The organism is Halorussus gelatinilyticus (genome assembly GCF_023238445.1).
Taxonomy (GTDB): Archaea; Halobacteriota; Halobacteria; order Halobacteriales; family Haladaptataceae; genus Halorussus; species Halorussus gelatinilyticus.
Genome location: NZ_CP096658.1, coordinates 514,071 through 528,279 on the forward strand (window position 1 = coordinate 514,071; position 14,209 = coordinate 528,279).

Consider the following 14,209-nt stretch of genomic DNA (forward strand, 5'->3'; position numbering starts at 1 on the left):
CGGCACTTAACAGTAGTTGGTAGCGCGATTCCCGCTCGCCGCGCTCAGCGCTCGCATTCGAGGACGACCGCGTCGGCGACTTCGACGCCGTCCCCGGCCGCGACCGACTCGCCGGTCAGCAGGTCGGTCGTCCCGACCGGTTCGCCGAGCGCCACCTCTCGCGACTCCGCGCCGAAGTTGAGGACGACGACGACCCGCGAGTCGCCGTCGTCGCGGGCGTAGGCGACGGTGGGGTCGGGAGTCCGGTCGTCCCGGCCACCGCCCGTCCGGTCGTCCGCCAGTCGGTCGGCATCTGCCGGTTGGTCGGCATCTACCGGTCGGTCACCGTCGCCCGGTCGGTCACCGTCCGCTCGGCGGACGAACTCCCGCTCGACGCGCTCCACGTCGCCGCGACGCAGAACCGACCGCTCGCTCCGCAGTTCGGAGAGGCGACGGTGGTGCGCGGTGAGGTCCGAATCCCCGTCGTACCACTTCATCTCCCCGCGCTGGTCCGCGACGCCGCGCTCCTGTCCGTAGTAGATCATCGGCGCGCCCGGCAGGGTGAACGTCGCGGCCGCGGCCGCCCGGAGCGCCGCCTCGTCGCACTCCTCGACGTAGCGCGTCTCGTCGTGGTTCTCGACGTACCGGAGCAGTAGCGACGACTCCGGGAACCCCTCGCGGTGGTTCGCCTCCAGCGCGTCGAATAGCACCTCGGCCGGGGCCTCGCCCCGTCCGACCTCCCGGAGCGCGCCGTAGAGCGCGGTGTCGTAGTGGGCGTCGAACTCGTTCTCGTGGAACTGCGGGTCGCGCGGGATGGTCTCGTCCAGCAGGAGGAACTCCGATTCCGCGTCTTTCAGGCGCTCGCGGACCTCCTTCCAGAACCCGTGGGGGACGCCCCACGCCACGTCGGCCCGGTAGCCGTCCACCAGCGGTGCCCACTCCTCGACCACGTCGAGCATCCACTCGCGGACCGCCAGCGAGTCGTAGTTCAGGTTCGGGATGCGGGTCCAGTTGAAGTAGTACCCCGGCGCGCCCTCGCCCGCCCAGTCCACGTCGTCGGTGTCGGTCGCGTCGCGGGCCGACTCGGCGGGGTCGGCGGGCACTCGCTCGTAGTGGTCGGCGTACTCGGGCACGCCCGCCGAGTGCATCTGGAACGCGGGGTGGTCCCGCGAGGTGTGATTGATGACGAGGTCGAAGACGACCCGGACGCCCGCCTCTCGGAGCGTCTCGACCAGCGACTCGAACTCCGCGCGGGTGCCGAGGTCGGCGGCGGTGTCGAAGTAGTCGGTGACGTGGTAGCCGTGGTCGGTCGGACCGCCCACGACGGGGGTGAGCCAGAGGCAGTCCACGTCGAGCGATTCGAGGTAGGGAACCCGCCGCTCTATCTCCTCGAAGGTCGTCTCGACGGTCTCGCCGGCGAACCGCCGGACGAATATCTGGTAGACGGTCGCCTCCTCGGCCCACTCGGGCGGGTCGTTGGGCCGCGAGACGGCGACGTTCCCCGAGTCCGCCTCGCTCTCGTCCGCGGATTCGCTCCCCTCCACGGATTCGTCCGCACCGGTCTCGACGACCAGCGTGTCGGCGACGCTGTGGCGCTCCGCGACGGCGACGGCGTGGATTCGCGCCCGGTCGGGGAGGGCCGCGACGGGCGCGCGGAGTTCGGGTCCCGATGTCTCGACGGCCGACTCCGAGAGGTCGTCGCGGTCGTCCAGCCAGAACTCCACCTCGGGGTCGCTCCCGGCGGGCGCGGCCTCCGCGCGCGCGGTCACGACGAGAGTGCCGTCCTCGACGCGCCCGTCGAGGTGGACTCGCGGCCGCCCGGCCCCCGGCACAGAGACGTCCACCGTGTGGGAATGTTCGAAGTCGTCGTTCACGACGCAGATGCCCTCGTGGTCACCCGGCGGGAGGGCGTACTCGGCGACGAACTCGTCGCCCTCTCGGACCATCCGGTCGCGCCCGAGCGTGTAGTCGTTGAACAGGCCGGTGAGCGAGACGGCCGTTATCTCCGCCTCGGGGACCGAGAGGTCCGAGACGGGGAGCGAGAATCGGGCCTCGCGTCGCGGGTCGGGGAACGCACGGACGGTCTGTCGGTGGGTGCCGTCGGGCGCGTGCAGTTCGAGTTCGTAGACGCCGGGTTCGTCGGGTTCGAGGTGGACGACCGCGCCGTCGCCGACGCCGGCCTCGCTGTCGGCGGGACGGTCGCGGACCCGCCACGAGAAGTCGGCGTCGGGGGTCGGTCGGCGCGGCGCGAGTTCGACGGACTCGCCCGCGTGGACGAATCTCGGCGGACCTGGTTCGTGCATACCCCCACGAGGCGTGCCGACGTACTTCACTATTGCGCAATTTGAAGATGTGTGAATAACAATTACACCAAAGGTTATTAACCGACCCGTCGCTTTCTTCCGGCAATGAAACTCCGCGACGCTCTCGACGACTTCAAACGTCACGAGGGCCACGACAATCGATTTCCTGGCGAGCGTCGGACGACGAGCGGCCGATTCTCGGGCTACACCCCCGCGGACGGCGAGGGACGACTCGTCCACATCGACCGGGACGGCGACCTCCGGGACTTCGGGTCGCCGCTGACCGGCCGCCACGGACTCGACGCCGCCAGAATCGGCGTCCGAACCGACGACGGACTGCGCTGGTTCGACGAGTGCGAGACGGTCGCCCAGTCGTACCGCGACGGGACGACGCTGGTCGTCACCGAGCATCGACTCCCGGACGGCGAGACGGTCATCCAGTACGACCTCACGCTCGGCCGCGCCCACGTGACTCACGTCGAACGCGGCGGGAGCGAGGACGGTGACGGTGACGACCGCGACGGTGACGACGGCAACGACGCGAACGAGGGCGAACTGGTCGCGTTCCTCGGGTTCGCGCCCGACGGGCGGGACACCGGCGTCAGTCAGCTTCACCACGCCGACGCGGTCGAACTCTACCACGACGCCGAACACGACTACGTCGCCAGCGCGACGGGGTTCGAGGCGGCGAGAGGTTGCGTCTCGGCCGACTTCGACCGACTCCTCGACGCGGCCCCGGTCGAGTACCCCCTGACCGACGAGGGCGGCCGAAACGAGGAGTCCAGTCTGAGCGGGGACCTCCGGTGCGAACTCCCCTTCGAGGACGGGGCGGCGACGCTGGCGACTCTGCTGACCGACGCGACCGAGACCGACCGCGCGGCGGCGCTCGACCGCCTCGACGCCGTCCTCGACGAGTACGACGACCCGGACGCGCTGGCGCGGGCCGCGGCCGAGCGCGCCCCCGAGATTCCCGACGGACTGCCCGAGCGCGACGCGGTGGCGGCCGACCTCCGCGCACTCGGCCTGCTGTCGGCCCCCACCGGTCTCCGCATCGCGGGGCCGGAGTTCGACCCCTACTACGCCCACTCGGGCGGGTACGGCTACACGTGGTTCCGCGACGACGCCGAAATCTCGCGGTTCCTCCTGCACGCCGACCGGCGGTTCGACCTCGGTCTCGACGACTGGCACGCCCGGAGCGTCGAGAACTACTGCGAGACCCAACTCCCCGACGGGACGTGGCCCCACCGGGTCTGGCCTCGGAACCGACGGCTCGCGCCGGGGTGGGCCAACAGTCACCTCGCGGTCGGCGACGACGCCGACTACGGCGAGTATCAGGCCGACCAGACCGCCAGCGTCGCGGCGTTCCTCGCGGACGCGCTCGCCGACCTCGACGGTGCCCTCGCCGAGAGCGCGACCGAGACGCTCGCGGACGCGCTCGACGGTCTCGACCGGACGCTGGGAGACGACGGGCTTCCCGTCGCCTGTCAGAACGCGTGGGAGGACGCCACCGGCCGGTTCGTCCACACCGCGGCGACCTTCCTCGAAGCGTACGCCGCCGTCGCAGCCACCGACACCGACCTCGCCGACCGCGCGGCCGAGCGAGCAGACCGGGTGTACGACGCGCTCGACGACCTCTGGGCGGCCGACGGGGGCGTCTACGGCTATCGGCTCGTGACCGAATCGGAGACCGGACTCGGCGAGGGCGACCGCCGGTTCGAGGCGGGCGACCTCGACACTCGCTGTGACTCCGGGTCGCTCGCGCTGGCGAGCGCCCACCTCGCCTACGCCCGTGTCGGCGAGGTCGGCGACCGCCGCGTCGAGAGACTGGTCTCCCACGTCCGGACCGTCACCGAACGACTCCACCGCGACCCCGCGGAGAGCGACGTCCGCGGCCTCGTCCGGTACGAGGGCGACGACTGGCGCGCCCGGTCGCAGGACGACGAGAAGATATGGACCGTCTCGACCGCGTGGGGCGCGTTCGCGGCCGGAAACGTCGCGGTCCTGCTGGACGACCGCGGTGACCCGCGCGCCGACGGGTTCGCCGCGACCGCCCGCGACCTACTCGGTCTCGTCCTCCCCGAGGGACCGCTCTGTCCGGACGGCGCGCTGCTCCCCGAGCAGGTGTTCGACGACGGCACTCCCGACAGCGCGACGCCGCTGGGGTGGCCTCACGCGCTCCGGACGACGACGCTGGCGCTGCTCGACGAACGCGACGCGCTGAGCGACGACGCGGTTGCCGTTCCCGAGAAGTAGCCGGGAGTCGCGGGCGAGAGTAGAACTGTGAGTCTCGTTTTCAGACCGTCGGCGTCGCGGACCGCTCGGCCTCGTAGAGCAGCGACTCGCCGTCGCTCGCGTCGAAGAGGTGGAGGTCCGACGGGTCGAACGAGACGTGAATCGTCTCGCCGGTGTCGGGTTCCACGTCCGAAGCGACCCGCGCGATGGAGTCCTCGCCGAGCGCGAGGTGGAGGTAGTTGTCCGACCCGACCGGTTCGATGACCTCAACGGTCGTCTCGACCGCGTCGAGTCCCGGCTCCGCGACCCGAACGTCCTCGGGCCGAATCCCGAGTCTGACCTGCTCGCGGCCTCGGACCGCGTTCCGGAGACGCTCGTCGGTGAGTCCGTACTCGAAGCCGTCCTCGCCGACGAGTCGGGTCGTCCCGCCGCTCTCCTCGACGGTCACCGTCAGGAAGTTCATGCTGGGCGAGCCGATGAACCCGCCGACGAACTCGTTGGCCGGGTCGTTGTACACCTCCTTCGGGACGCCGCTCTGCTGGAGTTCGCCGCCGTTCAGGATGACGATGCGGTCGCCCATCGTCATCGCCTCCTCCTGGTCGTGGGTCACGTAGACGGAGGTGGTCCCCAGTTCGTTCTGGAGGCGCTGAATCTCGGTGCGCATCGTGGTCCGGAGCTTCGCGTCGAGGTTCGAGAGCGGTTCGTCGAACAGGAACACGTCGGGGTCCCGGACGATGGCGCGCCCGAGCGCCACGCGCTGCTTCTGGCCGCCCGACAGTTCGTCGGGCTTCTGGTCGAGGAGGTCCTCGATGCCCATCATCTCGGCGGTCTCCCGGACCGTCTCGCGTCGCTCGTCCTTCGAGAGGTCGGTGCTCATCCGCAGGCCGAAGGCCATGTTCTGTTCGACGGTCTTGTGCGGGTAGAGCGCGTAGTTCTGGAACACCATCGCCACGTCGCGCTTCCGGGCGTGGACGCCGGTCACGTCGTCGTTGCCGACGTAGATGCGCCCGTCGGTCGGCCGTTCGAGGCCGGCTATCATCCGCAGGGTCGTCGATTTGCCGCAGCCGGACGGGCCGACGACGGTGACGAACTCCCCGTCCTCGACCGTCAGACTCACGTCGTCGACGGCCACGATCTGTCCGTTGTCGTACTCCTTTCGAAGGTGGTCCAGTGTTACAGTCGCCATCTTTCTGCTTGCGTACGTCTGCCAAGGTTTAATTCTTGCCCTCTTCGCTAAATCTGTGACGCACTATTTCGTCGCTGTTTTTCCAGACGTTCGTCCGGTCGCGGCGGTTCGATGCGGCTGACGACCGACAGATATAGGTAGCCCCGTCGCAGGGAAGACCGAAACGGAAGTTACGGACGGGGTCGCGGTTCCCGCACCGACCGGAAAAAACCGTGACAAAATCCGAGGTTTTAAGTTATGAACAACTAATTCATCACCTATTCACCCCATGACAATGAATCGCAGAAAAGCGCTAAAGAGCATCGGTGTGAGCGGTGTCGTCGGTGTTCTGGCGGGTTGCGCGAGCGTGCAGGAGAACGGCGAGACGACGACCAGCGGCGACGGCGCTGGGACGACCGACGGAGACGACTCCACTCAGACCGAGACCACCGAGACCGGTCCCGCGGGGACCGCGAAGGCGTGGTACAGACTCCAGAACACGGAACTGGAAGCTCGGAAGGAGGCGCTGTCGCAGTTCAACGCCGACTCCAAGCACACCATCGAAGGGTCGGACGTCTCCGACCTGAAGAAGAAGACGACCAGCGCGATTCCGGCGGGACAGGGACCGCACGTCTTCGACTGGGCTCACGACTGGGTCGGCGACTACCTCCAGCGCGGGTTCGTCGTCGACCGCAGCGACCAACTGAACGTCGACCTCAACACGTTCACCGACGCCGCCGCAGGGGCCGTCCAGTTCGACGGTAACGTGGTCGGACTCCCGTACGCTGCCGAGACGGTGTCGCTAGTCTACAACAAGGACATGGTCGACGAACCGCCCGAGACCGTCGCGGACATGAAGTCGGTGATGAAGGAACACCACGACCCGCAGAACGGCACCTACGGGCTGAGCTACCCCTTCGACCCGTACTTCGTCAGCGCGTGGGCGCAGGCGTTCGGCGGCTACTACTTCGACCCGGACAAGGACCCTCAGCTCGGGCTGACGAAGTCCGAGACGGTAAAGGGAATCGAGTTCGCGCTCGACAACCTCAAGCCCTACATGCCCAAAGACCCCAGCTACGGGGCGCAGGCCGCGCCGTTCTCGGAGGGGAACGCCGCGTTCGCTATCAACGGACCGTGGTACCTGACCACGCTGAAAGAGAAGGGCGTCAACTTCGGAGTCGCGAGTCTCCCCAAACTGGAGAGCGGCCAGCCCCGACCGCTCACCGGCATCCAGATGTGGTACTTCTCGAAGGCCATGGGTGAGGACGGAGCCGACACCGCCGCGGCCCAGTCGTTCGTCGAGTGGTACGTCACCAACGAGGACCTCCTGACGACGGCCGCCGAAGAACACGGGAGCATCCCGGTCCTCGAGAGCCTCAGCGGGAGCGACGCTCTGCCCAGCGACGTGCAGGCGTTCTCCGAGACGGTCTCGCAGGGCGTCCCGATGCCGACCCATCCGAAGATGGGTAAGGTGTGGCAACCGCTCACCGACGCGCTCACGAAGGTGTACAACGGCGACGCCGGCGTCGAACCAGCGATGAAACAGGCCGAGAAGACCGTTCGAGAGAACTGGGAGTAGCCCGAATCAATGAGTACCGTCTCTCGCGTCGCTGGCCGGGTCGAGGAGGTGCCCTTCCTCGAACGGGAAGACGCGTCGCTGCTACTCGTCCTCCCAGGGCTGTTCGTCTTCTCGGCGTTCATGCTGTTCCCGATACTGTACCTGCTCGGCATCTCGTTCACGAACGCCGAGCCCGCGACCCTGTTCGCCGGCGACGGCGCCATGTCGGTGCTGACCTTCGGAGAGGCGTCGTTCGTCGGTCTTCGCAACTACGTCACGATTCTGACCGACCCGAACTTCTGGAACTCGTTCGGCATCACGTGGCTGTTCGTCGCCACGAGCGTCACGCTGAAACTCACCCTGAGCATCGGCGTCGCGCTGATAGTCACGGGCGACCGGGTCCGGGGCAAGCGACTGATGCGGTCGCTCATCATCATCCCGATGGGCCTGCCCGCCATCTTCACCATCACGGTGTGGCGCGGCATCTTCAGTTCCGCGGAGTTCGGACTGGCGAATCAGGTTCTTGACGCGCTCGGGTTCGCGTCGGTGTCGTGGCTGAGCGAACGCTGGATGGCGTTCCTCGCGTACAACGTCACCGAGGCGTGGCTGGCGTACCCGTTCATGGTCATCATCACGGTGAGCGCGCTTCAGGACGTGCCCGAGGAACTCCACGAGGCGGCGAAGGTAGACGGCGCAGGCTACCTCGCGCGATTCCTCCACGTCACGCTACCGTCCATCAAGCGGCCGGTGCTGTTCGCGGCCATCCTGACGGCCGCCGCCTCGTTCCAGCAGTTTCTCATCCCGTACGTGTTCAATCAGGGCGGTCCGGCCCGCGCGAACGAACTCATGGTCGTCTACGGCTACCGTGAGGCGTTCACCTACTTCCAGTACGGACAGGGAGCCGCCATCAGCCTCGTCGCGGTGGCGTTCATCGGGGCGTTCATGTGGCTGAACGTCAAGCGCGGGAAACTCGCAGACGGGGTGGGCGACACGTGAGCCTGCTCCGCTCCGTCGCCCGCGAACTCAAGAACGACTTCGTTGGCGCGGCGACGACGCCCCTCGACCTGTACCGCGAACTCCGGTACACCGCTGCGGGCGTCCGCTCGGGGGAGATCTCCCCGATGCGTCCGCTGAAGACGGCGGGACTGACGCTGGGCGCGCTGGTCGCCGTCCTCACGCTACTGTTCCCCATCTACTGGATTCTCATCTCGGCGCTGTCGGGAACCGGCGGGTCGATACACTCCGTCGACGGACTGCGACTGCTCCCGGAGAAGCCGTCGCTCCAGCCGTTCATCTGGGTCATCGGCGACCTCATCCTGCCCAGCTACGAAATCGGGCTCGGCATCCCGTTCAGTGATTCGACGCTGGTGTTCAACACGCCGGGGTTCGAACTCCTCGACGCCTCCGACTACGGCGTCGAGAGCCCGTCCGGGTTCAAGAAGTTCTTCTGGAACAGCCTCATGGTCGCCATTCCGACGGTGATACTCGGGATGTGTCTCATCGTCCCCGCGGCGTACGCGCTGTCCCGCCGGGAGTTCATCGGCCGTCGGAAGATTCTGTTCGGCTACGTGCTGTTGACGCAGGTCGGCGGCGGTCTCGGTATCGCGCTGCTCATCGGACTCTACACTGTGTTCGTGCAAGTCGGTATCAACGACAACAAACTCGCGCTGTCGGTCTACTACGCCGCGACCGCGGTCCCGTTCAACACGTGGCTGTTGAAGACGTACATGGACGGCATCCCGGTCTCCTACGAGGAGGCCGCAGTCGTGGACGGCGCGCCCGCGTGGCGCGTCGTGGTCGAAGTCATCCTGCCGCTGTCGAAGGCGGGACTGGCGACCGTCTTCATCTTCACCTTCCTGACGGGATGGACCGAGTTCGTCGTGGCTCAGACGCTGTTGGGGACCGAGAACTACACGCTTCCGGTCGGCCTGTTCTCGCTCGTCTCCGAGTACTCGGTGCCGTGGGCGCGGTTCTCGGCGTTCGCGCTGACGTTCGCGTCGCCGATAATGCTCGTCTACCTGTTCGCCCAGCGGTACATCGAGGGCGGACTCTCGTTCGGCGGGATGGAAGGCTGAAATCGCCTCCGTTCCTGTCGGCCCAAAACGATTTTCTTGGAGGATCGCTGGCTTCCGGTCGCCGCGACGAGAAACGAACCCCGGACGAGCGAATTAGACGATGCACGGCCGAACGGCGCGCCAGCCGACGAAATCCTAGAATGAGAACATACTTTTCGGGAGGCCGTCGAAGGGAGTCCATGGACCTGACGGTCGCCGTCGCTCACTACCCCGAAGGCGCTGGCCACGCCACCCGGATGCTCGCGGTCGGGCAGGCCTTCGAAGACGCGGGTGCGGACATCGCGCTTGCGGGCGGCGGCCCCGGCTCGCGCTTCATCGAACACAACGGCTACGACGTGTTCCGGGCGGCCCCGGTGGACTACATCGGCGACTACCAGCAGGGGTCGCTCGGCCGCGTCCTGACCAGAAGCCTCCCCTACAGCGGCAAGCGCGTCTTCGACCTCGTGCGGTGGCTCCGCCGGGTTGACCCCGCGGCGCTGGTGACCGACGACATGTTCGCCGCGATGGCCGCGTCGCTAACCGGGACGCCGCTCTACATCGTCACGCACAACGCGGCGTCTTACTACGACGCCGCTGTCGAACAGGTGTTCACGTGGCTCCTCAACCGCTATCAGTTGGGCGCGGCCGAATCGTTCCTCTATCCCGCGGTCTGGCCGCCCGACGAGGGCGACCCGCCGGGAGTGACTCACGTCCCGCCCGTCGCGCTCGACCCCGCGGGCTGTCGCGGTCCCGACGAGGAAATCGGCGTGCTGGTCGTCCCGAGCGTCTACTCCACGAACTTCGACGTCCTCGCCGAGACCTTGCGGACCGAAGGCCACCGCGTGACGCTGGTCGGCGACGACGACTGGGAGGCCGTGCCCGCGCTCTTACCGTGGATTCGGGCCGCCGACGTGGTGGTCTGCTCCGGGTACTCGACCGTGATGGAGGCCGCGGTCGGGGGGACGCCCTGCGTGGTTTACCCCTTCACCGACGAGCAACACGGCGTGACCCGCGTCATCGAGCGCCGGGGCGTCGAGGGGTTTCAGGTCGAACACTCCGTCACGCACGTCGCGCGGGCGGTCCGCCACCCGCCCGAGTCGCCGGACCACGACAACGGCGTCGAGCGCGTGGCCGACCACGTCCTCGACGCGCTGACCTGACCAGTTTTTGCCACTGTCGGAACTACGAACCCCGTTGCTCGCCAACCCGACTGTATGGCACGAGTCGCGGCCGGGGCGCGCCTGCACTTCGGCTTTCAGAACCTGTCGCTGGCCCACCAGCGTCTCTACGGGTCGCTCGGGGTCGCGCTCGATTCGCCCGAAGTCGAGGTGGTCGCGGACCCCGCGGAGTCGGTGCGCTGTTCGCACGACGACGCCCGCGAGTACGTCCGCCGAGCGGTCGAACTGCTGGACGTACCGGGCGCGGAGGTGACCGTCGAGCGAACCCTGCCGCGGCACGTCGGTCTCGGGAGCGGGACGCAGTTGGCGCTCGCGGTCCTCGCGGCGGTCGCGCGCGCTCACGACCGCGAGGCACGGGTCCGCGAGCGCGCCCCGAAGCTCGGCCGCGGCGGTCGAAGCGGCGTCGGAGTGGCGACCTTCGAGTCCGGCGGGTTCGTCCTCGATTCGGGCCACCCGACCGAGCGGTTCACGGCCGACCGACCCGCGCAGGGCGCGTGGTCGGTCCCGGCGGTCGCGGCCAGCCACGAGGTCCCCGAGGACTGGCGGTTCGTGGTCGTCCTCCCCGACGCGGAACCCGGTCGGAACGGCGACGACGAGGAGGCCAGCATGCGCTCGGTGGTCGAGCGCGCGGACCCGCAACTCGCCGACGAAATCGCCGCGGTCGTGACTCGTCGCGTCCTCCCTGCGGTCGCCGAGGGCGACGTCGAGGCGTTCGGCGCGGCGGTCGCCGAGGTGGGCCGACTCAACGGCGCGTGGTACGCCGACGAGCAGGGCGGCGTCTACCGCCCGCCCGTCGGCGAACTCGTCGCAGAACTGTCGGGAGCGCCCGCGATAGCCGGTGCTGGTCAGTCGTCGTGGGGGCCCGCGGTCTACGCCGTGACCACCGACGAGCGTGTGGCCGCGGCCCGCGAGGCGGCACACGCGGCGCTCTCGGCGGCGGGCGTCGGCGGCGACGTGCTGGTCGCCGAACCTCGGAATCGCGGAGCGGACATCGATGGATGACCGGATTCAGCGAGTGATGGAACTCGGCGGATGACAGAACTCGGCGGTGAATGGCACAGTCCTCTCGGAGTAGTCGGACTGGCGGTTTGCGAGGTCATCGACACTGGTGGCCGACTCGCCACCTCCCTGCCCGCAACCGCCGGAAGACGGTTCCGCTTGGCCGCCGGCCTGCGCGGACCGTGTCTTCCGAGGTCACGCTCACGTTTCTCGTGGCGCCTTGAGGCACGAACCGCTCGCGTGACCGCACGAAACGTCCGGGCGAGGTTCGTCCCGACTTCGTATTTGAAGGTTAGCGTACGAGGGGCGAACCGTGGTTCGGTGAGTCGGGCCGCGAGAGGTGGCGGTCCATTCGCGCGAAGGCCCGATAGACGAAAGACCCAAGCACCCCCGCCGAGACGCCTGAGACGAGAGTTATGGACCGAGTCCCGTTCGGCGTCTCCCGACTCGACGACATCATCGGCGGTGGCGCGCCGCCCGGAAGCGTGGTCCTGCTGGCGGGCGAGGCCGGGGCCGGTGCCCGCGAGTTCTGCTACACCAGCGCGACCATCAACGGGTTGGCCCACACCGACGAAGAGCAGTTCGACCTCCACTACGGCGACGTGTCCGACCACGCCGCGGTCCCCGAGGACATCCACTACGTCTCCTTTACCGCGAGCGGCGACGAACTCCGGCGCGAAATCGAGTTCACGATGAGCGAGGAGATCGTCCGCGCGGGCGTCGAGACCGTCGAGTTCGCCGACTTCAGTCAGGAGTACTTCCAGCTATCGGCCATCCCCCGCGAGTGGTACACCCGCAAGACGCAGACCATCACCGACCTCGGGCAGGGGAGCGACCGCCGCGGCGTGCTGGAGGCGCTCGGGGAGTACCTCAACGAACACGCGACCGGCAACCTCGTGGTCATCGACTCGCTGACGGACCTCGCCCGCGCGCCGAACGAACACCTCGACTGGAGCGACATCACCCTGCTGGTCAAGGGTCTCCAGAAGGCCTCTCGCACATGGGACGGCCTGATTCTCGTTCTCGTCAATCAGGAGGCACTCTCGGACACCCAGATGGGGAGTCTGATGGGCGCGGCCGACGGCACCATCGCTTTCGAGTGGGAGACCGGCGGTAACGAGCGCGACCGGGTGATGTTCGTCCGGGAGTTCCGCGGCGTGCTGTCGCGGTTGGAGGCCGAGGACATCATTCGGTTCGAGACCGAGATTCACGACGCCGGCTTCGACGTGAGTAACGTGCGGAAGATTCGCTAATCGGCGTCGGTCGTATCGACGTAGCCGTCGTCAACCTTCTCCGCCAACCCCAACAACACCGCCCAGTCGAGCAAGAACTCGACTCGTTCACCCCAAATCGTCTCCCACGAGCTCGGATTCTTGTGATGCTCCCACGTCGGTACCTCGTCTTCGAACGCCTCGAACATCTCCGCGGCAGAAAGCGGCGTCTCGACGTCGGCCAGAATCTCCAACAGCGCGGGCACACCGAAGACGTTCTCGCGGAACTGCTCGGCCAGAAACTCCGGCGTCGGGTCCTCGCGCGTCCGGGTGAACCCGGAGGACTGCTCCTCAGCAAGTCCGAGCGCGCGCAGGAACGTCAGCCACGTCCGGGCCTCGTCGCGGCTCGTCAGGTCCGTCCGGTCGAGCATTCGGGCGCAGCAGTCGTCCTCGCTACCGGGCACGAGGGGCACCGCGCGCTGTGCGTCGGCCACGAAGTCGAGGGTTCGTGGGGGTTCGGGAACCAGTTTGAATTGCATCGAGTGTCACCTCCGTTCTGTCTCGTCGTCCGAGGACTCAGATACCGAAGCTCTCGGCCAGTAGCTCCTCGTCGCGCTCGCCGACGACGTAGGTGTCGCCGCCGATTACATCGACTGTCGCGCGGGCGGGCGCGAACACGCCCTCTTCGACCTCGTAGAAGTCCCAATCGACCGACTCGAAGATGTCCGCGAAGTGGGTGCCGTACTCGTCGTTGGCGGTCGAGACGATCTCGTCGAAGCGGTCGAACTCCTCGCGGACGGTGACGTGGACCTCACCGCCGTAGGCCAGCGCGTCGTTCGTCCGCGCGATGGCGGTCTCCTCGTCGCCAGCCACGGGCGCGACCGGTGCGGAGCCGGTGATGCTCACCACGTTGAGCGGGTCGTAGCCGAGCTCCGAGAGGCGGAAGACGGTCATCTCTGCCGCGCGCGAGGCGATGCTGACGCTCCCCGCGAGGCACGCCGTGGGGACCGCCGCGAGGAAGACGCTGCTCGTCTCGACGCCGGTCAGGTCCGCGACCTGCTCGGCGGCCGCTTCAGTGGGGTAATCGTCACTCTCGACGGCCAGCACCGCGAAGTCGCTCACGTCCTCGTAGCCGACGCGCGCGAACTCGTCCTCCTCGGCGACGAGCGCGCGGGCCGGGCCGCTCCCGAGTCCCTCGAAGTCGTCGGTCGCGACCTCCCAGCCAGCTTTCTGCGAGCAGAGCAGGGCCAGCGCGGGGTGGTCGCTCGTCAGTTCGACGTGTTGGAACGGCGCGCCCGCCACCTCGTCCATCCGGGTCTGGACCGTGGCGAGACCGGCGGTCTGCATCTCCGCAAGGAGGAGTCCGGCTTCGACGCCGCCGTCGAACTCGTGGCCGAAGTCGAGGACGGTGGCTCCGTTGTCGAGTTCGCGCGCGCCGATGTCCAACTCCTCGGCGAAGTCCAGCGCTTCGTCGGCGAGTTCCAGCGCGTTCCGATTGAGACTGTCCATGCGCGTGGGTTGGGCGTCACC

Annotated in this window: 11 protein-coding genes; 7 read left to right on the forward strand and 4 right to left on the reverse strand. The window is 67.9% G+C overall.

Going from position 1 to position 14,209, the window contains the following annotated elements:
• Positions 1–44: 44 nt before the first annotated feature.
• The gene (locus M0R88_RS02670; RefSeq protein WP_248655419.1) at positions 45–2,282 is read right to left on the reverse strand and encodes an alpha-amylase family glycosyl hydrolase; all 2,238 of its coding nucleotides are present in this window, start codon (positions 2,280–2,282) and stop codon (positions 45–47) included.
• 105 nt (positions 2,283–2,387) lie between these two features.
• On the opposite strand from M0R88_RS02670, the gene M0R88_RS02675 reads away from it, so the two are divergent.
• Positions 2,388–4,535, forward strand: coding sequence for a DUF7997 domain-containing protein (locus M0R88_RS02675; RefSeq protein WP_248655420.1), 2,148 nt, complete (start codon positions 2,388–2,390; stop codon positions 4,533–4,535).
• Between the two features lie 40 nt (positions 4,536–4,575).
• On the opposite strand, the gene M0R88_RS02680 is transcribed toward M0R88_RS02675, so the two are convergent.
• A complete protein-coding gene (locus tag M0R88_RS02680; RefSeq protein ID WP_248655421.1) occupies positions 4,576–5,700 on the reverse strand; it encodes an ABC transporter ATP-binding protein in 1,125 nt (374 codons plus the stop codon).
• 268 nt (positions 5,701–5,968) lie between these two features.
• On the opposite strand from M0R88_RS02680, the gene M0R88_RS02685 reads away from it, so the two are divergent.
• From M0R88_RS02685 to M0R88_RS02710, 6 genes are all read left to right on the forward strand, one after another.
• Entirely contained in the window at positions 5,969–7,258 is a 1,290-nt protein-coding gene (locus M0R88_RS02685; protein WP_248655422.1) for an extracellular solute-binding protein, read from the forward strand.
• 9 nt (positions 7,259–7,267) lie between these two features.
• On the forward strand, positions 7,268–8,233 hold the full coding sequence (locus M0R88_RS02690; protein ID WP_248655423.1) for a carbohydrate ABC transporter permease: 966 nt from the start codon (positions 7,268–7,270) through the stop codon (positions 8,231–8,233).
• Positions 8,230–9,312 (forward strand): sugar ABC transporter permease, encoded by a 1,083-nt coding sequence (locus tag M0R88_RS02695; RefSeq protein ID WP_248655424.1) that lies wholly within the window; start codon positions 8,230–8,232, stop codon positions 9,310–9,312. The genes M0R88_RS02690 and M0R88_RS02695 overlap by 4 nt, the downstream gene beginning before the upstream one ends.
• A 179-nt stretch (positions 9,313–9,491) precedes the next feature.
• A complete protein-coding gene (locus M0R88_RS02700; RefSeq protein ID WP_248655425.1) occupies positions 9,492–10,451 on the forward strand; it encodes a glycosyltransferase in 960 nt (319 codons plus the stop codon).
• A 54-nt stretch (positions 10,452–10,505) separates the two neighbouring features.
• Positions 10,506–11,471, forward strand: coding sequence for a beta-ribofuranosylaminobenzene 5'-phosphate synthase family protein (locus tag M0R88_RS02705; protein ID WP_248655426.1), 966 nt, complete (start codon positions 10,506–10,508; stop codon positions 11,469–11,471).
• 413 nt (positions 11,472–11,884) lie between these two features.
• The gene (locus M0R88_RS02710; RefSeq protein ID WP_248655427.1) at positions 11,885–12,721 is read left to right on the forward strand and encodes an RAD55 family ATPase; all 837 of its coding nucleotides are present in this window, start codon (positions 11,885–11,887) and stop codon (positions 12,719–12,721) included.
• Here M0R88_RS02710 and M0R88_RS02715 read toward each other — a convergent pair.
• The gene (locus M0R88_RS02715) at positions 12,718–13,218 is read right to left on the reverse strand and encodes a double winged helix-containing putative transcriptional regulator (protein ID WP_248655428.1); all 501 of its coding nucleotides are present in this window, start codon (positions 13,216–13,218) and stop codon (positions 12,718–12,720) included. The two genes, M0R88_RS02710 and M0R88_RS02715, sit on opposite strands and share 4 nt — an antisense overlap.
• A 37-nt stretch (positions 13,219–13,255) precedes the next feature.
• Complete coding sequence (gene mch / locus M0R88_RS02720; protein ID WP_248655429.1) at positions 13,256–14,188, reverse strand: methenyltetrahydromethanopterin cyclohydrolase; 933 nt, start codon at positions 14,186–14,188, stop codon at positions 13,256–13,258.
• Positions 14,189–14,209: the final 21 nt, after the last annotated feature.

Excerpts from the sequence above, each read along its gene's own strand:
- M0R88_RS02670 (WP_248655419.1), bottom strand. The coding sequence starts at position 2,282 with ATGCACGAACCAGGTCCGCCGAGATTCGTCCACGCGGGCGAGTCCGTC.
- M0R88_RS02675 (WP_248655420.1), top strand. The coding sequence starts at position 2,388 with ATGAAACTCCGCGACGCTCTCGACGACTTCAAACGTCACGAGGGCCAC.
- M0R88_RS02680 (WP_248655421.1), bottom strand. The coding sequence starts at position 5,700 with ATGGCGACTGTAACACTGGACCACCTTCGAAAGGAGTACGACAACGGA.
- M0R88_RS02685 (WP_248655422.1), top strand. The coding sequence starts at position 5,969 with ATGACAATGAATCGCAGAAAAGCGCTAAAGAGCATCGGTGTGAGCGGT.
- M0R88_RS02690 (WP_248655423.1), top strand. The coding sequence starts at position 7,268 with ATGAGTACCGTCTCTCGCGTCGCTGGCCGGGTCGAGGAGGTGCCCTTC.
- M0R88_RS02700 (WP_248655425.1), top strand. The coding sequence starts at position 9,492 with ATGGACCTGACGGTCGCCGTCGCTCACTACCCCGAAGGCGCTGGCCAC.
- M0R88_RS02705 (WP_248655426.1), top strand. The coding sequence starts at position 10,506 with ATGGCACGAGTCGCGGCCGGGGCGCGCCTGCACTTCGGCTTTCAGAAC.
- M0R88_RS02710 (WP_248655427.1), top strand. The coding sequence starts at position 11,885 with ATGGACCGAGTCCCGTTCGGCGTCTCCCGACTCGACGACATCATCGGC.
- M0R88_RS02715 (WP_248655428.1), bottom strand. The coding sequence starts at position 13,218 with ATGCAATTCAAACTGGTTCCCGAACCCCCACGAACCCTCGACTTCGTG.
- mch (WP_248655429.1), bottom strand. The coding sequence starts at position 14,188 with ATGGACAGTCTCAATCGGAACGCGCTGGAACTCGCCGACGAAGCGCTG.